The following is an 18,480-nucleotide window of genomic DNA, read 5'->3' as shown; positions in this document are numbered from 1 at the left end:
CCTGAATCCCAGCACGCTTCGAAGCGCGTCCAAATAAATTCGAACTCAAACGGCGCGCTTCACGTCTTCACGCATGTCGTTGCCCCAGGGCTGCTGCGCTGACAGGCCTGCGAGATCCGGCAGATGGGGATGGTCGCGGCGGCGTGTCGCCAGCATCCGTTGCGCCGCTTCGATGATTGCCGGCGCCGGGACATCGGCGACCAGGCCGGTCGGGCTGGCATGGCGGGTCGCGATCACGTCCACGCAGTTCGAAAGCGGCCTCCAACGGGCCATGTTGGCGCCGCCATTGAGGATAACCATCGGCGTCATCACCGTTGCCATGAGATGTGCGGTACCGCCTTCGGCGCCGATGTAAAGATCGGCAAACTCGCCGAGCGCCAGCAAGATGTCACCGATATCGACACCTCCGATCGCGGCGGAATCGATAAGCCGCAGCTTCGGCACGCGCTGAGCCAGCTCAGCCATATCGGGACCATCGCCGGGGGTTTTCACATAGAGAAGGTTCGCCCCGTCGGCGATCAGGCTGTCGGCGATTGCGGCAACCTGATCCGCCGACATGCGCTTGCTGGCGCTGCCATGCGCCGCGATAATGATCAAGGGAGCATGCTTGTCGTCCGCAAGGCTCCTGGCCGCCGCTCGTGCGGCCGGGCTAGGCTCCAGCCGATGATCGAAAGGCAGCCGCTTGCCGGCAAGGCGTTCGATGAGGCGATGGTAGCGCCAGGCATTGTGCCCGGGTCGTGCTTCAGGCCTGTGACCCAGGCGCCAGGAAAGGGCGAAAGCCGGAAAGTTTGCCTCATAGGCGATGCCGCGGCCGAGCAGTGATGCCGAGGCTTGAAGCAGCCAACGCGCCGAGATGCGGAAATCGACGACGGCCAATTGCCCCTTGCCCTTGCTGTGACCGGCGATCAGGCGCGCCAGGGGCGTCCGCACATTGATCGCATCGACCAAATGGCGGGCATGGCGATTGAGGCTATGTTCAAGGGACGACGACCGGGTGGTTCCGTAGACGATGAAACTGTCGGGGAATGCCGTTCTGGCGGCGCGCAAAGCCGGAATCCGGATCAACCCGTCGCCGAACGCGTCATTCCGCGAATACAAGATGATCGTCTCGTACCGAACTGGCAGCATGCCTCGCTCCCCCCAAGGAGCCTGGTGGTGATGGCGCCTGCTGCGCCGGCCGCCTTCGAGGCTCTGTAGGATTTCACCTCTAGCCTGTCAACGAAGCTCGCCGCTCAAGTTCGCGCCGCGGAATGGCCAAGCCGTCGGCGTTTTTCCCACTCCGGCCGCAGCTGCGCCATGACCAGCTCGTCGCGATGCACACCTTTGAAGAACGCGCTGCCGCGCGCGATACCTTCGGCGGTGAAACCGACAGCTTCGTAGGCGCGGCGGGCGCGATGATTGTCCGGGAAAAGGCCGATGCAGAGCCGATAGGCGTCGGTCTCGAGGAAAACCCGATCAACCGCGGCCGCCAGCAGCATCCTGCCGTGGCCCTGTCCTGGTGCGGTGACGGCGATGCGCTTGACCAGTGTCACGCGCTCGACCGAGGCCCATTGGCGAAGGATCACGAAGCCGATCGGCTCTCTGAACCGTCGACGCCGACAAAATAGGCATGAGCATCATCGAGAAGGGCTTGGCGATGACGCGCCTCGTCCCAGCGCCCGACCAAGGCGTCATAACCCTCGCGGCGTTCGGTCGCCATGATGAAGGGCAAGTCATTTTCGCCAGCGCGTACGAGCTCAAAGTTCATTCGCGCCTCAGCCGGAAAAGCGTGGCGCCAGTTCCTCGATGCGGCGGATCATCGCCTGAAATTCCTCGGAGATGCGCTGGTGCAGCTTGACCGCGACCTCGGGGTATTCCTCCAGGATGCGGTGGAACATCTTGCGGCTGAGCCGCATCACTTCCGAATCGATCTCGGCCGAGGCGCTGGTCAACCGGTTGGTGTCGGCGATCAATGCCAGTTCGCTCAGGATCGTGCCGGGGCCTGCCGTGCCAATCGGGATGCGTTCACCATTCTGCTCCCGGTAGAGCACGATGCGCCCGCTGACAACGATATAGGCGGAATCGGCCTCGTCGTCCTCGCGATAAAGCTTGTGGTTGGCAATCAGCCTGGTGTTCTCGGCGCCAAAGGCGAGCAGGCGCAGTTGTTCCTGCGTGAAGCCCTCGAAGAGCCTCACGGCGGACAGAACGCGGATGTCGTCATCCAGCGCCATCTAGCTATGTCCCCGAACCGACAGTCCGACTCCTCCTCTGCGAGTTCGATCCAAACCACCCTCCAACTGGATCGTACCCGAAAGCGGCCCCGCCCGGCCGCTCATTGGATAATGAAAATGTTTAAGGAACCAGCTTGTAGCCGCCGCTTTCTGTCACAAGAATTTCCGCATTGGAAGGATCGCGCTCGATCTTCTGGCGCAGCCGGTAGACATGGGTTTCCAGCGTGTGCGTGGTGACGCCGGAATTGTAGCCCCACACCTCCTCGAGCAGCACGTCGCGCGTCACCACCTTCTGGTCGGCGCGATACAGATATTTGATGATCGAGGCCTCCTTCTCCGTCAGCCGCACCTTGCCGCCGCGCGGGTCGAGCAGCAGTTTCTGGCTGGGCTTGAAAGTATAGGGCCCGACCGAGAAGGTGGCATCCTCGCTCTGCTCATGCTGGCGCAACTGCGCCCGAATGCGCGCCAGCAGCACGGCGAAGCGGAACGGCTTCGTCACATAGTCGTTGGCGCCGGCCTCGAGACCAAGAATCGTATCCGAATCGGTGTCGTGACCGGTCAGCATGATGATGGGTGCCTTGTAGCCGCCCTTGCGCAGGATCTTCACCGCTTCGCGGCCATCCATGTCGGGCAGCCCGACATCCATGATGAGCAGATCGATGAGGCCGCCGCGCGCTGCGGCGACACCTTTTGCCGCAGTCGATTCCTGCAGCACGTCGAATTCCTCGTAAAGGGATAATTGCTCGACCAGCGTGCCGCGCAGGTCGTCATCGTCGTCGACGATCAGTATGGTGCGTGAAGTCATGGATCAATCCGTTGTTTTGAAAAGAAAATTCAGTTGACCGCTGCCTGTTTATGCGGAAGCTGACCGGCGTAACAGCCGTTCACAGTGATTTGTTCCGTGGCACGATCATACAAGAAAAAACACGATCGCAATGCAGCCGGCGCAATTTTGCGAAAAGGGCTGCGTGTGCTGACCGTGCGGGCGAGGCCTGGGCATCCAAGCCAGGGCCTGCTGCAGGCCGGGAAAACGGTGTTTGCCTGTGCGCTGGGGCGCGGTGGCATCTCGGCCCACAAGCGCGAAGGCGATGGCGCCACGCCGCTGGCCGCGATGCGGATCCTGTCGGGGTATTTCCGGGGGGATCAGTTCTCCAGCGGCCGCAGGACCCGGCTGGCGATGACGCCGATCGGGCCCGATCTGGGCTGGTGCGAAGTGCCTGACGACCGCAACTACAACAGGCCGGTCAGGATTCCCTATGGCGCCAGCCACGAACGCATGCGGCGCGACGACAGGCTCTACGACGCCTGCCTGGTGCTCGACTGGAACCTGTCGCCGCGCCGGCGCGGACGCGGCAGCGCCATCTTCTTCCATCTGGCGCGCCCCGGCTTCACGCCGACGCAAGGCTGTGTGGCTGTCACGGCGCAAACCATGGCGCGGCTGCTGCCGCTGCTGTCGGACCGGACGGTGGTGAGGGTGGTAAGATAGTAGGGGAGTAGGGGAGTAGGGGAGTAGGGGAGTAGGGACAAGCTCGGCGCGGCCGTAGTTTTTCCTATTCCCCTATTCCCCTATTCCCCTATTCCCCTATTCCCCTATTCCCCTATTCCCCTATTCCCCTATTCCCCTATTCCCCTACGGCCAGGTCTCTGCCAGCCGATGTCGAGCAGGCCCAGCCGGCCAAGCTCCTTGTCCATTGCGCGAGCGACATCACGGCGCGCGCCGCCGATATCGCGCAGTTGGCGGTCGGAGAGATCCTCGATGTTCTGGTAGGCAGTATCGCGGCGGGGGAGGCGTATCGCGACCCGGGCGTGACGCAACCAGTCGAGGGTTTCGGCCAGCCAGTTCGGACGATGTGCGGACGAATTCAAAACGATGATGGACATGGTGTGCTCCGTTCTCCCCGAATATCAAATCCGGCTTGATGATGTTTCGATGGACAGATCATGCCAGATTGAAATCTCTGTAGGAAACGAGTAGTTTTCTCTCGATCATCAAGTTTTCTTTGAGGATAGGATGGCTCGTCTTCTGCCTGGGACTCGTGCCTTGAGGACGCTGGAGGCGGCGGCCCGGCACCTCAATTTCACCCGTGCCGCCGACGAGCTTGGGCTGACACCGGCCGCCGTCAGCCATCAGATCAAGGAAATCGAGGATCAGCTCGGGCTGGTGCTGTTCACGCGCACCAGCCGCACCATCCGGCTCACCGAGGCGGGAACGGTGCTGTTCGACGCCTCGGCGGACGCGCTCGACCTGCTTGGCCGGGCTGTTTCGCGGGCGCAAAAGCTGACGCGCGGCACCGCTCTTTTGAAGGTAACGCTCGACGCGCAGTTCGCGTCAAAATGGCTGATGCGACGCGTCGACGATTTTCGCAAGCGTCACCCCGATATCGAGTTGCGATTCGACATTGCCTATGAAGTGCGGGATTTCGAACTTGACGACATCGATGTCGGCATCCGTTTTGGCGCCGGCAAATATCCGGGCCTTCGCACCCACCGGCTGTTCGACAACATCCTCATTCCGGTGTGCAGCCCGAGCCTTTTGACGTCCGGTCCGCCGCTGCGCGAGCCGCGCGATCTTTTCAACCATACGCTTGCGCATATCGAATGGTCGCGGCAAGGCGTGACGTGGCCGAACTGGCGGATGTGGATGGCGGCGGCCGGCATCAATGATTTCGACGACAGCCGGACAGTCGTGTTCGGAAATTCCACGGATGCCGTCCAGGCAGCGCTCGACGGCAATGCCGTCGCGCTCGCCGATTTCGCCATGGTGGCGAACGACCTTTCCCAGGGCAGGCTGGTGCAGCCTTTCGAACTCGGCCTGCGGGTGGCGCCCGAGTTCGCCTATTTCCTGGTCTATCCCGAAAATACCGCCGACGATCCACGCATCGTCGCCTTTCGCGAATGGATGCTAGAGGAAGTCGCCAAGACGCGGACCACGGATAAAGGGCAGTAGGGCAGTAGGGCAGTAGGGCAGTAGGGCAGTAGGGCAGTAGGGCAGTAGGGCAGTAGGGCAGTAGGGCAGTAGGGCAGTAGGGATAGGCGTCGGTGCCGTCTGCCCCCTATTCCCCTACTGCCTTACTGCCCTACTCCCTTCTTGACTCAGCTTGCCACCGCGCCGAACCAGCCGATGACGGCGCCGATGATCAGCAGCACGCCGAGCCAGTGGCCGCCGTCGATGAGGGTCAGGTCCCAGCCGAAATTCTCGTAGCGATGGTTGACCGAGAGCGTCGTGGCGACGAAACCCAGCCAGAGCACGAAGCCGAAGACAAGTCCGGCGAGCCATGTCGGCTCGCCGCCGGTCATCGCGCCGACGACCAGGGCCATTATGGTGGCCATGACCAGTTCGGCGATGAAGCTGACGACGAAGGGCAGCGGCGACTTCTTCATCGTGGCCGGATCGAGCTTGGCGGCCTTCAGCCACGGCTTGCTCAGGCTCATGTACCAGGCGGCGCCGAACAGCCACGCCACGATTGCGGCAGCGACCACCGCCAGCCAGTTCACTGCTGAAAAATCCATGAGCTCGCCCCTCTGATCTGGATGTTATGGAACGCCTGTTCGGCGATCGCGTCAAGCGAACCGCCAGACGGTCGTGCGCTTGACCAGCGCATCCTCCAGCGCCCGCGTGACGGCCACTTCATAGACCGCAAGCGGCTCCAGCCTTGTCTTCGGCAGATACGACCGGCCGGGATCGCCGACAAGGATTTCGGCGCCGCGCGCCTTCAGCGTTGCGAACCATGGCACCAGCCGGTCAGCGAAAGATTTGTCATAGAAAACATCACCGGCCAGGACCACGTCCCAACCTGCATCGGTGCCGATGCAATCCGTGCCGAGGAATTCGGTCCCGATACCGTTGATCTCGCTGTTGAGCCGGATCGCGGTGGCGCAGAACGGGTCGATGTCGGAGGCGATCACCTTGGCGGCACCGGCCTTGGCAGCGGCGATGGCGACAAGGCCGGAGCCGGAAGCGAAGTCGAGCACGTGCTTGCCACGCACCGTGCCGGAATTGTCCAGGACATAGCGGGCAAGGCCCTGGCCGCCGGCCCAGGCGAAAGCCCAGAAGGGCGGCGGCAGGCCGATTTCGACCAGCTCTTCCTCGGTCCGCTGCCACAGGTCATGCGCTTCGTCGGCAAGATGAAGCAGGATCTCCGGCACGTGCGGCGGCGCCATCAGCGCCGTGTTGTCGAGAATGAACTGTTTGGCACTGTTGGGCGTGAGCGCCGTCACGGAGCCGGCGTCAAGCCGCCCATGCGGCAGACTTCCTTCCATTCGGCCGGCGTCACCGGCTGCACGGAAAGCCGTCCGAGCCGCACCAGCGCCATGTCGGCAAGCCTGGGATTGGCCTTCACCTGTTCCAGCGTCGGCGGGTTCGGTACATCCCTTACGGCGCGGATGTCGACGCATTCCCAGCGCGGATCGTCCGACGTGGTGTCGGGATGGGCAAGCGCGCAGACTTCAGCGATGCCGACGATGTTCAGCCCCTCGTTGGAGTGGTAGAAGAAGCCGAGATCGCCGATCTGCATCGCCTTCATGTTGTTGCGCGCCGCGTAGTTGCGCACGCCGTCCCATTGCGTGCCGGCCTTGCCCTTGGCCTTCAGCATCTCGAAGGAGAACTTGAATGGCTCGGATTTGAACAGCCAGTAGTTCATGTCTTTCTCCTCCTTGGAGTCGCGCTGGCGACCGGGATTTAACTAGCCGCCGGCTTGTTGAACGTCCAGTTCCACGGGCGGATTTCGACGCTTTCGAACAGCCCGGCCTTGGCGTAGGGGTCGGCGGCCGACAGAGCCTGGGCGCCAGCCAGGTCGGGCGCTTCGACGACCACGAGGCTGCCATTGGACTTGCCTTCAGTGTCAAGGAACGGACCGGCGAATGCCAGCTTCTTGTCGCCGTTCAACCCCTCGAGAAAGGCAACATGCTCGGGCCGCGTGTCGAGGCGCACCTGCAGGCTTCCGGGCTTATCCTTGCAAATCACAGCAAACAGCATTTTTTCTCCTGATCGTTCAAAGTCGTGGGGATCAATCGTTGGTTTCGGTCTTCAGCGGCCGGGTCATCAACGCCGTCACGGCCTGCCGGACGGTGATGGTGCCATCCAGTATGGCGGCGACGGCGGCAATGATCGGCGCGTCGATGTTGCGCTCGGTGGCAATGCGGGCTGCGATCGCCGCCGTCGGCACGCCTTCTGCCAGCGGCAATCCGGCAAGTGGCTTGCCTTGCCCGAGCGCCAACCCATAGGCGAAATTGCGCGACTGGGTGGACGAGCAGGTCAGCAGCAGGTCGCCAAGGCCGGAAAGCCCCATCAGCGTTTCGGGCCTGGCGCCGAAGGCAGCGCCGATGCGGCGCAATTCGACAAAGCCGCGCGTCACCATGGCGGCCTGGGCGCTGGCGCCGAGACCCGCCCCAGTGACGGCACCTGCGGCAATGGCAAAGACGTTCTTCAAGGCGCCGCCGATCTCGACGCCGATCAGGTCGTCGTTCGAATAGCAGCGCAGATTTTCGGCGGAAAAGCGGGCGGCGAGATCGGCGGCCAATGCCTCGTCGCGGGCGGCGACCACAACGGCCGTCGGCAGGCCGCGGGCGACGTCGGTGGCGAAGCTCGGGCCCGACAAAACAGCAACCGGATTGAGCGGCAGGATTTCTTCGACAATCGCCGATAGCAACGCGCCAGTCTCGCTTTCGATGCCCTTGGCACACAGAACCAGCGGGATACCGGCCGGCATATGGTCCTTCGCGGCCGCCAGCGTCGCCCGCAGCGACTGCGCCGGCGTCACCGCCAGCACGCAATCGGCACCGTCGAGCGTGGCCTGGATGTTGCTCGTCGCCACGATGCCGGGCTGGAGCGTAATGCCCGGCAGGTAGCGTGGATTTTCGCCGCGGTCGATCGCGGCGACGGTCTCCGGATCGCGCGCGTAAAGGCGGACGAAATGGCCGGCGCGCAGCATGGCCAAGGCCAAGGCAGTGCCCCAGGCACCGCCGCCGAGCACGGCAACGCGCCAGCCGCTTGGCGCGGTGTCGTTGCCGCTCATTGCCACCTCGTTCATGCCTTGGCTCCGCGCCGGCCGGAGCCGACCATCGGCGCCGAGATGCTGTCCAGCGGCCAGCGCGAGCGCGGCACGAAATCGAAGCCGTTCTCCTGCGCCATGCCCTCGCGCAGCCGCTCGATGCCGGCCCAGGCGATCATCGCCGCATTGTCGGTGCAAAGTTTCAGTGGCGGCGCAATGAAGGTGAAGCCGGTCTCGGCGCAGAGCCGCTCCAGCATGGCCTTGATCGTGCGGTTGGCGGCGACACCGCCGGCAACGACGAGGGCTGGGTTCCTAGTGCCGGGAAATGTCTCGCGAAAGCGCGTCAGCGCGCGAGAAACGCGGTCGGCCAGAGCATCGGCTACGGCTGCCTGGAACGAGGCGCAGATGTCGGCGACGTCCTGGTCGCTCAGCGGCGCAATGGCGCTCGCCGCCTGGCGCACGGCGGTCTTGAGGCCGGAGAAGGAGAAGTCGGGCTGGGCCGAGCCCTTCATCGGACGCGGAAAGGCAAAGCGCGAGGCGTTGCCGGCCTGTGCCGCCTTTTCGACATTCGGTCCGCCGGGATAGGGCAGGCCAAGCATCTTGGCCGTCTTGTCGAAGGCTTCGCCGAGCGCGTCGTCGATGGTCGTTGCCCAGCGCTGGTAGTCGCCGACACCCCGCACGGCGACGATTTGCGTATGGCCGCCGGAGACCAGCAGCAAGAGATAGGGAAAGTCGAGCCCGTCGGTCAGCCTTGCGGTCAGCGCATGGCCTTCGAGGTGATTGATGGCGATCAGCGGCTTGTTCGCCGCCGCGGCGATTGCCTTGGCGGTCATCAGCCCGACGATCAGCCCGCCGACCAGGCCGGGGCCGGCGGTGGCGGCAATCGCGTCGATATCGGCTAGTGCCGTGCCCGAATCGGCAAGCGCCGCCTCGATGATGCCGTCCAGCGCCTCAACATGGGCGCGCGCGGCGATTTCCGGCACGACACCGCCGAAAGCGGCATGTTCCTCGATCTGGCTGAGCACGATGTTGGACAGGATTTTTGGCGCGGCGTCGCCGTCGATGGCCACCACGCTGGCGGCGGTCTCGTCACAACTCGTCTCTATGCCCAGCACGCGGATCAATTCGTCGCTGTCCCTAAAGATTGTATCATGGGGCTTTCCCCGTTAGGAGAACCCCGGAAAAGCCTCGCTTGCCGGGGGGTTATCACGGACTGCGCGCCATGCAAACAATCTTGAGAATCGGAACACGCGGCAGCCCGCTGGCGCTGGCGCAGGCGCATGAAACGCAGGCGCGGCTGATGGCCGCGCATGGCATGCCGGCGGAGGCGTTCGAGGTGGTCGTCATCTCGACCAGCGGCGACCGCATCCAGGACCGGCCGCTGTCGGAAGCCGGCGGCAAGGGCCTGTTCACCAAGGAGATCGAGGAGGCGCTGCTGGCCGGCCGGATCGACATCGCCGTGCATTCGTCGAAAGACATGCCGACGCAACTGCCCGACGGCCTCGAACTGTCGGCCTTCCTGCCGCGCGAGGACGCACGCGACGCCTTTGTCGGCAAAGCGGCGAAGACGATCGCCGAACTGCCGCGCGGGGCGAAAGTCGGCTCGTCGTCGCTGCGGCGGCAAGCGCTGATCCGCCGGATGCGGCCGGATCTCGACGTGGTGATGTTCCGCGGCAATGTGCAGACGCGGCTGCGCAAGCTCGACGAAGGCGTCGCCGCCGGCACGATCCTGGCCTATGCCGGGCTGAAGCGGCTTGGGCTCGAGCATGTCGTCACCGACCTGATACCGCTCGATGTCTTCCCGCCGGCGCCGGGGCAAGGCGCGATCGGCATCGAAACTCGTATCGGCGACCGCGATGTCGAAAAGATGCTGGCGGCCGTTCATGATGTGCCGACCGGCCAGGCGTTGGCCTGCGAGCGTGCCTTCCTAGCGGCGCTCGATGGCTCCTGCCGCACGCCGATCGCCGGCTATGCGGCGATCGAGGCCGGAAAGCTGTCTTTTGCCGGGCTGATCATCTCGCCCGACGGCACGCAGTCGCACACGGTCGAGCTGCAGGGATCGGCGCAAGACGCCGCCCGCATCGGCGGCGAAGCGGCCCGGAGCGTGCGCGCCAGGGCCGGCGAAAAGTTCTTCGACGGCTGGCTCTGAAATGCTTCGCGTCCTGGTGACCAGGCCGGAACCGGGTGCTTCGCGCACAGCGCATCGGCTGGAGGAGGCAGGTTTCCAGCCGGTTCTTTTGCCCCTGACCGAAACAAAGGCGTTGCCCGCCGCTGCCGGACTGATCCCGGACGATGCCGTCGCGGTGGCCGTCACAAGCGCCAATGCCATGCGCCATGCGCCGGAAGAAATCATCGCGACGCTCGCCGCCTTGCCTTGTCATGCCGTCGGTAGGCGGACTGCGGAAGCTGCCCGCAAAGCGGGGTTTTTGTCGGTCAGTGAAGGCCCGGGCGATGCCGAGGCGCTGGCCGACGTTCTCGCCGCCGATTTTTCTGGAAAGACGATTGTCTACCTGTGTGGGCGCGTGCGGTTTCCGGCGTTCGAACAGAGGCTCGGGACGGCGGGCGTTCGGGTCCACGCCGTCGAGACCTATGACACGCTGACAGTGGGTTATCCGGACGAAGTCATCCTCGAACGCCTGTCGGGGCAACCTGCCGACGCGGTATTGCTCTATTCAGCCAAGGCGGCGGCGGCGATGCAGACCTTGGCAAGACGGCCCGCTCTGCGCGGTCTCTTCGAAAAAACATGGGTTTTTGCGCTTTCCACGCGGATCGCCGCAGCCTTCGACGATGCCGCCAGCGAAAGGATCCGCATTGCCGCGCAACCTGACGAGGAGGCATTGCTGGCACTTTTGCAGGCGCCGCGCTGAGCCGCGTCATCACACCGCCCCTTTTCACCGCTTGGTGATGTGCTAGACCCTTTCTGAACCATCATGCGCCGCCAGGCGTTGAGACGAAGCGAATGTGCGGAGCCCAGGCATGGTCAAGACGCCGAAGATGCGACACTCGAAAAGCCGCCGCGAGCCGGTGACCATCGATCTCGAGCCGGGCGCCGTCTCACGCATCGCCGACGAGGACGCCGCCACGCAGGAGGCGCAGACAGACGAGGCGAAGGCCGAGGAAGCAGCGAACGCTTCGCAGCCCGAGGTTCCCGAAGAGCCGGTTCATGCCGACCAGACCGATCTCGAGCCCTGGGAGCATGCCGATGGCGCCGCAGGTGCGGAAGGGCAAGCGCCGGCGGATGGCGGAGCCAAAGCCGCCGAGCCAGAGCTGCCTTATCCCGGTTCGGATGCGCCGCCCAACCGCGCCAAAACCTTCGACTACAGTTTCGACGACGCGTCGGCAGCGCAGACCGACGGCAACAAGGCAAAAGCCGAGACACAGGACGAGAAAATGGCGCCAGCCCCTGAAAAGCGTGGCGGCCTCAACGGCATCGCCGCCGGCATCATCGGCGGCGTCATCGCGCTGGTCGGCGCCGGCGGGCTGCAATTTGCCGGCCTGCTCGGCGCGCCGGGTTCCGGTGCCGGCGTCCCGCTCGATGGCGTCAATGGCGACATCGCCTCGCTGAAGACCGAAATCGCCGGCTTGAAGGACGCCGGCGGCAATGGCGATGCAGCGGCGAAGATGGTCGGGCTGTCCTCGGGCCTGGAGCAGGTCAAGGCTGATGTCGCGGCGCTGAAATCGGCTGTCGAGAAAGGTGGAGCAGGCGACGCGGCCGGCGTCACCGCACTGGGCGACAAGGTCGCGCAGATCGAGACGGCGGTCGCCGCCCTCGGCAAGGCGGGCAGCTCGGCGCCGGTCGATCTTGGTCCGCTCACCGAAAAACTGGCAGGCCTCGACGCGCAGGTGAAGTCGGCCGGCGAGGCGGCGACCGCGCAGGATGGCCGGCTGAAAGCGCTGGAGCAGTCTGTGTCGCAGCTGTCCGGCAAGGTCGAGGCGGCGGCGGGACAGCCGAAGATCGCGCTTGCCATCGCGGCGTCGGCCTTGAAGGCGGCGCTTGAGCGTGGCGGGCCGTTTTCGGCCGAACTCGAAACCCTCGCCGCGATTTCGCCTGATGCGCCGCAGCTTGCGGCACTGCGCCCCTATGCCGAAAAGGGCGTTCCAACCCGCGCCGAGATCGCATCGCAGGCTGATGCCGCCGCCAATGCCATGGTCACGGCCGCGACGCCTGTCGATGAGAATGCCGGCTTCGTTCAGAGCCTTCTGTCGAGCGCGCAATCGCTGGTCAAGGTCAGGCCGATCGGCGCCGTCGAAGGCGCCGGCGCACCGGAAACCGTCGCGCGCATGGAGGCGGCGGTCAACCAGGGCGACTACGCCAAGGCACTCAGCGAGTATGAAACGCTGCCCGAGGCCGCCAAGGCCGCGGGCGCCGACTTTGCCGGCAAGCTGAAGGCGCGCATCGAGGTCGAAACCCAGGTCGATGCGCTGATCTCGGGCGCGATGAAGGCATGAGGGCAACACAATGATCCGCCTGCTCGCCTTCCTCATCGTCGTTTTCGCGCTCGGGCTGGGCTTTGCCTGGCTGGCCGACCGGCCGGGCGACATGGTCGTCACTTTCAACGGCTATCAATACCAGGTCAGTCTGATGGTGGCGGCGGTGGCTGTCGTTGCCGTGGTCGCTGCGGTGATGATCCTGTGGTGGCTGCTCAAGGCGCTGTGGAACAGCCCCTACACCATCTCGCGCTATTTCCGTGTCCGCCGCCGCGATCGTGGCTATCAGGCGCTGTCGACCGGCATGATTGCCGCCGGCGCCGGTGATGGCGCGCTGGCCCGCAAGAAGACCAAGGAAGCCGCCAAGCTGATCCGTTCCGACCAGGAGCCGCTGATCCATCTGCTCGAAGCGCAGGCGTCGCTGCTCGAAGGCGATCATGAAGGCGCGCGGCAGAAATTCGAGAGCATGCTCGACGATCCCGAAATGCGGCTGCTGGGTTTGCGCGGGCTCTATCTGGAAGCCGAACGGCTCGGCGACCGCAACGCCGCCAGGCATTATGCCGGCCGCGCCGCCGCTGTGGCGCCGCAACTGGCCTGGGCGGCGGAATCGACGCTGGAAGAGCTGACCGCGCGCGGCGACTGGGACGGCGCCCTGAAACTCGTCGACGCGCAGAAAGCGACACGGCAGATCGAACGCGATGCCGCCAACCGCCGCCGCGCCGTGCTGCTGACCGCCAAGGCGCAGGCGCTTGCCGACAGCGATCCCGCCGCCGCCAGGACGGCCGCGATCGAGGCCAACAAGCTCAGGCCCGACTTTGCGCCCGCCGCCGTGGCCGCTGCGGCCGCGCTGTTCAAGCAGAACGATGTGCGCAAGGGCTCGAAGATCCTCGAGGCGGCTTGGAAGGCCGAGCCGCATCCGGAGATCGCCGAGCTCTATACCCATGCAAGGCCGGGCGACGCGGTGCTCGACCGCCTCAACCGGGCGAAGAAGCTGCAGGAGATGAAGAAGAACCACGCCGAATCGTCGATGACGGTGGCGCGCGCCGCGCTCGACGCGCAGGATTTCGCGACCGCCCGCCGCGAGGCCGAGGCGGCGATCCGGATGGACCGTCGCGAGGGCGCCTATCTGCTGCTCGCCGACATCGAGGAGGCCGAGACCGGCGATCAGGGCAAAGTTCGGCAGCTGCTGTCCAGGGCGCTGCGGGCGCCGCGCGATCCGGCCTGGGTCGCAGACGGCGTGGTATCGGAACGCTGGGCTCCGGTATCGCCGATCACCGGCCGGCTCGACGCCTTCGAGTGGCGCGCGCCGATGGAGCGTCTTGGCCAGTTGATCGACAGCCATGATGACGCGCCAGCGGGTGCGGCACCGGTTATTGAAGCATTGGCAAAGCCGACGAGCGAAAAAAGGCCGATCGAAGTGATCGACGACGCCGGTGGCGAGACGTCGGCGGGCAAGCAAGCTGAAAGTCGCGAAGAAGATCATGTCAGGCCAATCACGGCAGCGGCCTTCGCCGCGGTGCCGAGCGATGCCGAAGGCGTCGAGCCGGCCGAGGAGCTTGCGCGGCTGCCGGACGATCCCGGCGTCGATCCGGACGAGGAAGCGGAGAAATCGCCGCGCCGGTTTCGGTTGTTTTGAGTTGGGCAGGCCGTCAGGCCGTTGGGGTATGGATCTATGTTTGAACGCGTTCTGTCGTTTCTCAGGGATTTGCCGGCCGGTGCCGGCACGCATGCCAGCACGGACGATCCGCGTGTCGCCGCCTCGGCGCTGCTCTACCATGTGATGAACGCCGATGGCGTGCGCCAGGATGTCGAGTGGGAGCGGTTCAAGGCGGTGCTGGCCGAGAGCTATTCGATCAGTGGCGCGGAACTCGAAGCGTTGGCCGCTGCCGGCGAGCGGGCCGACAATGAGGCGATCGATCTCTACGCCTTCACCAGCGTCTTGAAGCGCCATCTCGATGCCGATGCGCGCAAGGCTTTCATCGGCCTGATGTGGGAAATCGTCTATGCCGACGGCGAGTTGCACGAGCTCGAGGACAACACCGTCTGGCGCGTCGCCGAGCTGATCGGCGTCGAACGCCACGACCGCGTCGAGGCGCGCCGCAAGGCGGCGGCGCACGCGCCCGGCGCCACCGGAACATCGAGCGACGAATAGGATCTTCGCCTTCCCATGCCACGCCAGACGAGTTCGAAGCCAAAGATCCTGATCGTGCTGCATCAGGAGAGTTCGAGCCCGGGACGTGTCGGCCACATGTTGCTGGAAGAAGGTTTCGATCTCGACATCCGCCGGCCGCCGCTTGGCGACGCCTTGCCCGAAACACTGGACGACCACGCCGGCACGGTGGTGTTCGGCGGCCCGATGAGCGCCAATGACGACGACGAGTTCGTCCGCCGCGAGACCAACTGGCTGGAAATACCGCTGAGGGAGAACCGGCCATGTCTCGGCATCTGTCTCGGCGCGCAGATGCTGGTCAACTGTCTCGGCGGCAAGGTCGAGGGTCATGGTGAAGGGCTGGTCGAGGTTGGCTGGTATCCCCTGAAGGCGACCGAAGCCGGCAAGCAACTGATGCACTGGCCGGAGATGGTCTACCAGTTCCACCGCGAGGGTTTTTCGTTGCCCAGGGACGCGACGCTGCTGGCGACGGCCGAAACCTATCCCAACCAGGCCTTCCGCTACGGCAACAATGCCTGGGGCATCCAGTTCCATGGCGAACTGACCAGGGTGATGATGCAGCGCTGGGTGGTGCGCGGCGCGCATCGCTTCGAATTGCCCGGTGCCCAGCCCGGCCGCGATCATCTCGGCGGCCGGCTGATCTGGGACATGCATCTCAAGCGCTGGCTGGACGAGTTTTTGCGGATGGTCTTCGGCAAGCCGAGCAGATAGCTAAACCGTCGTCTGAACGGATTTCAGGCGACCCGCTTTAGGTCTTTGTCTTCATGCATGTCGTTCTCCCAAAACCGGGGCCACTTTTGGGCGACATGCATTAAGGTTCGAGCACCGGCCGCAGGAAGCTGCGCTCGTAGCTGAGAATGCTGCGATTGCGTTTTTCCATTTCGAACACTTCCTGGCATTCCGGGTCGGCAGCCATCCGTTTGCGATAGTCCTCGTAGTCGGCAAGACTCGGAAAGCTGAACATGGCATAGGCGATGTTGCTCGCCCCTTCGCTTGGAAGGAAATAGCCGTGATGGTTTCCGCCGAGGCGGTTGACCAGAGCTATCCAGCGACGACCATAATCTTCGAACTCGGCAAGCTTGTAGGGGTCGATGACGTATTTCAGGTAGCAAGTGATCATGAGAGCTCCTGTGGCATGGGCTAGGCATGTCGGCTGTCAACCGTGGGAAGATCAGTTGCGCCCGTTGAGGTGGCGCACCTTGCGCAGTTGCGGGAACAGCACCACCCACAGGCCCGCGACGGCGATGGCGCCGATGCCGCCGATCACCACGGCCGGCACCGTGCCGATCAGCGCGGCCATCGTGCCGGCCCGGAATTCGCCGACCTCGTTGGAGGCGCCGACAAAGACCTGGTTGACGGCGTTGACGCGGCCGCGCACCTCGTCGGGCGTCCACAGCTGGATCAGCGTCTCCCTGATGTAGACGCTGAACATATCGGTGGCGCCAAGGAAGACCAATGCCACGATCGACAGCCAGGTGATGGTCGACAGGCCGAAAACCACGGTGAAGGCGCCGAACGAGGCTGCAGCGGCCAGCATGATCATGCCCGCGTGGTTGCGAAGTGGATGCCCGGCCAGCCAGATGGCGACGCAAATGGCGCCGATGCTGGGCGCCGAGCGCAGCAGGCCGAGGCCCCACGGGCCGAGCTGGAGGATGTCGCGCGCATAGACCGGCAGCAGCGCCGAGGCGCCGGACAGGAGCACGGCGAACAGATCGAGCGAGATGGCGCCGAGCACGATCTTCTCGCTCCAGATATAGCTGAACCCGCCGAGCAGGTGCTGCATCGTCGGCTTGTCCGACTCGGTGCGCTGCGACGGCTTCGGGATGGTGAAGATCAGCAGCCCGGACACAAGCATCAGGACAGCGGCGGTTCCGTAGGCCGCTTCCGGCGACACGCCGTAGAGCAGGCCGCCGGCGACGGGTCCGACGATGGTCGCCGTCTGCCAGGCCGATGAATTCCAGGCGATGGCGTTGGCGAAATCCTGAGGCGGCACCAGATTGGCGAACAGCGAGGCCGAGGCCGGACCGAAGAAGGCGCGGGCGACGCCGAACATGGCAAGCACGCAGAAGATCGGCAGCGGCCCGCTGATGCCGCGCAGCGCCAGGAACAGCAGCGCCAGCGCGCACATCGCCTCCACCACGACCGCCAGCGCCATGATCAGGCGGCGGCCGAAGCGGTCGGCGGCGACACCGGTGACCAGCACCAGAAGCAGCGACGGCAGGAACTGGACGATGCCGACCAGGCCGAGATCGAGCGGGTCGCGGGTCAAATCATACATCTGCCAGCCGACCGCGACGGACACGATCATGGTGGCGAATGTGGTGAGGAAACGCGCCGCCCAATAACTCAGGAAGGAGCGGTGGCGGAACGCGGCATAGCGCTGGTCCGGTGATATCTGTTCGGCGGTCATGATTTAAGAGGCCCCATTGCAGTGGCGTCAGCTGGCGGGGCACTTCCACGATGGGCGCTGGTCCGGCTGGCGGAACTTTTAGCTCAGTTCGCCGCGGATATGCGTCAGAATCAGTGCTGGATCAAGGAATTTTCAGCCTGCTCCATCGCCGGCACGCGGAAGTTACTGCCGCAGCGCGACGGAGATGGCGTCGAGGCCGCCGCGCAATTCGGCTTCCGTCGGCCAGCCGAAGCCGACGCGGAAGAAGCGTTTTTCCATCTCGAACCAGTGGCCGGGTCCGACATAGGTTCCATGGTTCTCCAGCAGGTTCGCATAGAACCGGTCGAGGTCGAAGCCGGGTTCGATATCGAGGCGCGGGAAGCCGACGACACCGCCTTCGGGCCTGATCCAGTCGACCAGCGGTTCGCGGTCGATCCAGGCCTGGACGATGTCGCGGCGCTTGGCCATTTCGGGCAGCAGTGTCGCCAGGAAGGCATCCCGGCGCTCGAGCATGCCGCGGGCAATGCCTTCGTCGATGACGCTGCCGCAGATGCCGATCTGCTCCTTTGCGGCGAGGAATTTTTCCTGAAGCACCGCATCCCTGGTGATCAGCCAGCCGATGCGGATGCCGGGAATGCCGAAGGCCTTGGACAATGACGAGACGCTGATCGCCTTCGGGCTCAGTGAGGCAGCCGTCGGCAGCCGCCTGCCGTAGGAGAGGTCGCGATAGGTCTCGTCGACCAGCAGACGGCAGTCGCTGCTTTCGGCAAGGGCCACCAGCGCATCGAGCTCGGCTCGGCTCATCATCGTGCCGGTCGGGTTGTGCGGGCAGGTGACGCTGATCAGCTTCGTGTCCGGCCGAATCGCGGCCTTGACGCGTTCGACGTCGATGGCGAAGCCTTCCTCGAAGGCCAGGTCGACAAAGCTGATGGCGCAGCCGATCGCCCTTGGGGTTTCGATGTTGGTGGCGTAGTTGGGCCGGATGACGACGAGATGGTCGTTGGCCGACAAAAGCGAGGTCGAGATGATGAACAGCGCGCCGGCGGCACCGGCGGTGACCAGGACATCATCCGGCGAAATGCCGGCATCCTGCGCCGATATCAGTGCACGCAACTGCTTGTCGCCGCGATGCTCGCCATAGAAAAGCGTGAGATCGGGCAGCGACAGGCCGATGTCGGAGAGCTTCTGGTCGGCGATCGAGCTTTCCGAAAGATTGAAGCGGATACGATCGTAGCCGTATTCTTCCGGTGCCTCTTTCTCGATCACCATCCTGGTGTAGTTCATGGCTCGCTC

At 64.6% G+C, this 18,480-nt stretch carries 23 protein-coding genes; 8 read left to right on the top strand and 15 right to left on the bottom strand.

Going from position 1 to position 18,480, the window contains the following annotated elements; translation table 11 throughout:
* Positions 1 to 45 precede the first annotated feature (45 nt).
* The 5 genes from A4R29_RS28260 to A4R29_RS28240 form a co-directional block, all read right to left on the bottom strand.
* Positions 46 to 1,128 carry a glycosyltransferase family 9 protein gene (locus A4R29_RS28260; protein ID WP_063173348.1) on the bottom strand — a complete coding sequence of 361 codons (1,083 nt, stop codon included), beginning with the start codon at positions 1,126 to 1,128 and terminating at the stop codon, positions 46 to 48.
* A 104-nt stretch (positions 1,129 to 1,232) separates the two neighbouring features.
* Positions 1,233 to 1,565, bottom strand: a complete 333-nt coding sequence (locus A4R29_RS35160) for a GNAT family N-acetyltransferase (RefSeq protein WP_063173347.1) — start codon at positions 1,563 to 1,565, stop codon at positions 1,233 to 1,235.
* The gene (locus A4R29_RS35155; RefSeq protein ID WP_063173346.1) at positions 1,562 to 1,747 is read right to left on the bottom strand and encodes a hypothetical protein; all 186 of its coding nucleotides are present in this window, start codon (positions 1,745 to 1,747) and stop codon (positions 1,562 to 1,564) included. Before A4R29_RS35155 ends, A4R29_RS35160 begins: the two co-directional genes overlap by 4 nt.
* A 7-nt stretch (positions 1,748 to 1,754) precedes the next feature.
* On the bottom strand, positions 1,755 to 2,210 hold the full coding sequence (locus A4R29_RS28245; protein ID WP_063173345.1) for a Crp/Fnr family transcriptional regulator: 456 nt from the start codon (positions 2,208 to 2,210) through the stop codon (positions 1,755 to 1,757).
* A gap of 121 nt (positions 2,211 to 2,331) precedes the next feature.
* Positions 2,332 to 3,015, bottom strand: coding sequence for a response regulator transcription factor (locus A4R29_RS28240; RefSeq protein WP_013528898.1), 684 nt, complete (start codon positions 3,013 to 3,015; stop codon positions 2,332 to 2,334).
* A 144-nt stretch (positions 3,016 to 3,159) separates the two neighbouring features.
* Between A4R29_RS28240 and A4R29_RS28235 the strand changes: the two genes are divergently transcribed.
* Positions 3,160 to 3,696, top strand: coding sequence for a L,D-transpeptidase family protein (locus A4R29_RS28235; RefSeq protein ID WP_174299076.1), 537 nt, complete (start codon positions 3,160 to 3,162; stop codon positions 3,694 to 3,696).
* Positions 3,697 to 3,824: 128 nt separating this feature from the next.
* On the opposite strand, the gene A4R29_RS28230 is transcribed toward A4R29_RS28235, so the two are convergent.
* Complete coding sequence (locus tag A4R29_RS28230) at positions 3,825 to 4,091, bottom strand: hypothetical protein (protein WP_063173343.1); 267 nt, start codon at positions 4,089 to 4,091, stop codon at positions 3,825 to 3,827.
* Positions 4,092 to 4,221: 130 nt separating this feature from the next.
* On the opposite strand from A4R29_RS28230, the gene gcvA reads away from it, so the two are divergent.
* Complete coding sequence (gcvA, locus tag A4R29_RS28225) at positions 4,222 to 5,157, top strand: transcriptional regulator GcvA (RefSeq protein WP_013528901.1); 936 nt, start codon at positions 4,222 to 4,224, stop codon at positions 5,155 to 5,157.
* 146 nt (positions 5,158 to 5,303) lie between these two features.
* Here the strand turns inward: gcvA and A4R29_RS28220 are convergent, their stop codons facing one another.
* From A4R29_RS28220 to tsaD, 6 genes are read right to left on the bottom strand one after another with little or no spacing between them, the layout of a single operon-like run.
* The gene (locus A4R29_RS28220) at positions 5,304 to 5,720 is read right to left on the bottom strand and encodes a DUF1761 domain-containing protein (RefSeq protein ID WP_063173342.1); all 417 of its coding nucleotides are present in this window, start codon (positions 5,718 to 5,720) and stop codon (positions 5,304 to 5,306) included.
* 51 nt (positions 5,721 to 5,771) lie between these two features.
* On the bottom strand, positions 5,772 to 6,470 hold the full coding sequence (locus A4R29_RS28215; RefSeq protein ID WP_174564970.1) for a class I SAM-dependent methyltransferase: 699 nt from the start codon (positions 6,468 to 6,470) through the stop codon (positions 5,772 to 5,774).
* A complete protein-coding gene (locus A4R29_RS28210) occupies positions 6,425 to 6,850 on the bottom strand; it encodes an EVE domain-containing protein (protein WP_063173341.1) in 426 nt (141 codons plus the stop codon). Before A4R29_RS28210 ends, A4R29_RS28215 begins: the two co-directional genes overlap by 46 nt.
* A 38-nt stretch (positions 6,851 to 6,888) precedes the next feature.
* Positions 6,889 to 7,185, bottom strand: coding sequence for a YciI-like protein (locus tag A4R29_RS28205; RefSeq protein ID WP_013528905.1), 297 nt, complete (start codon positions 7,183 to 7,185; stop codon positions 6,889 to 6,891).
* 31 nt (positions 7,186 to 7,216) lie between these two features.
* On the bottom strand, positions 7,217 to 8,239 hold the full coding sequence (locus A4R29_RS28200; RefSeq protein WP_063173340.1) for an NAD(P)H-dependent glycerol-3-phosphate dehydrogenase: 1,023 nt from the start codon (positions 8,237 to 8,239) through the stop codon (positions 7,217 to 7,219).
* Positions 8,236 to 9,321: a tRNA (adenosine(37)-N6)-threonylcarbamoyltransferase complex transferase subunit TsaD gene (tsaD, locus tag A4R29_RS28195; protein ID WP_174299077.1), complete on the bottom strand. Its 1,086-nt coding sequence runs from the start codon at positions 9,319 to 9,321 to the stop codon at positions 8,236 to 8,238. The genes A4R29_RS28200 and tsaD overlap by 4 nt, the downstream gene beginning before the upstream one ends.
* A 101-nt stretch (positions 9,322 to 9,422) precedes the next feature.
* Here tsaD and hemC point away from each other — a divergent pair, with 101 nt between their 5' ends.
* The 6 genes from hemC to A4R29_RS28165 all read left to right on the top strand — a co-directional run bounded on the left by hemC (position 9,423) and on the right by A4R29_RS28165 (position 15,509).
* Positions 9,423 to 10,349: a hydroxymethylbilane synthase gene (gene hemC, locus A4R29_RS28190; RefSeq protein ID WP_024503042.1), complete on the top strand. Its 927-nt coding sequence runs from the start codon at positions 9,423 to 9,425 to the stop codon at positions 10,347 to 10,349.
* Between the two features lies 1 nt (position 10,350).
* Positions 10,351 to 11,067, top strand: coding sequence for a uroporphyrinogen-III synthase (locus A4R29_RS28185; protein ID WP_063173339.1), 717 nt, complete (start codon positions 10,351 to 10,353; stop codon positions 11,065 to 11,067).
* A gap of 109 nt (positions 11,068 to 11,176) precedes the next feature.
* Entirely contained in the window at positions 11,177 to 12,649 is a 1,473-nt protein-coding gene (locus A4R29_RS28180; RefSeq protein WP_063173338.1) for a COG4223 family protein, read from the top strand.
* Positions 12,650 to 12,659: 10 nt separating this feature from the next.
* Entirely contained in the window at positions 12,660 to 14,264 is a 1,605-nt protein-coding gene (locus A4R29_RS28175; RefSeq protein ID WP_063173337.1) for a heme biosynthesis protein HemY, read from the top strand.
* 36 nt (positions 14,265 to 14,300) lie between these two features.
* Positions 14,301 to 14,780 carry a tellurite resistance TerB family protein gene (locus A4R29_RS28170; RefSeq protein ID WP_013528912.1) on the top strand — a complete coding sequence of 160 codons (480 nt, stop codon included), beginning with the start codon at positions 14,301 to 14,303 and terminating at the stop codon, positions 14,778 to 14,780.
* A 15-nt stretch (positions 14,781 to 14,795) separates the two neighbouring features.
* A complete protein-coding gene (locus tag A4R29_RS28165) occupies positions 14,796 to 15,509 on the top strand; it encodes a glutamine amidotransferase (RefSeq protein WP_063173336.1) in 714 nt (237 codons plus the stop codon).
* 100 nt (positions 15,510 to 15,609) lie between these two features.
* Here A4R29_RS28165 and A4R29_RS28160 read toward each other — a convergent pair whose 3' ends face one another.
* From A4R29_RS28160 to A4R29_RS28150, 3 genes are all read right to left on the bottom strand, one after another.
* Positions 15,610 to 15,918 carry an NIPSNAP family protein gene (locus A4R29_RS28160; protein WP_024503037.1) on the bottom strand — a complete coding sequence of 103 codons (309 nt, stop codon included), beginning with the start codon at positions 15,916 to 15,918 and terminating at the stop codon, positions 15,610 to 15,612.
* 51 nt (positions 15,919 to 15,969) lie between these two features.
* Entirely contained in the window at positions 15,970 to 17,208 is a 1,239-nt protein-coding gene (locus tag A4R29_RS28155) for an MFS transporter (RefSeq protein ID WP_063169513.1), read from the bottom strand.
* A gap of 162 nt (positions 17,209 to 17,370) precedes the next feature.
* Positions 17,371 to 18,471, bottom strand: a complete 1,101-nt coding sequence (locus A4R29_RS28150; RefSeq protein ID WP_063173335.1) for a pyridoxal phosphate-dependent aminotransferase — start codon at positions 18,469 to 18,471, stop codon at positions 17,371 to 17,373.
* Positions 18,472 to 18,480 lie beyond the last annotated feature (9 nt).

The sequence above is a fragment of the Mesorhizobium ciceri biovar biserrulae genome, from assembly GCF_001618845.1.
Taxonomy (GTDB): Bacteria; Pseudomonadota; Alphaproteobacteria; order Rhizobiales; family Rhizobiaceae; genus Mesorhizobium; species Mesorhizobium ciceri.
The sequence above is the reverse complement of the archived record's forward strand: the minus strand, read 5'-3'. Positions and strand labels throughout refer to the sequence as shown.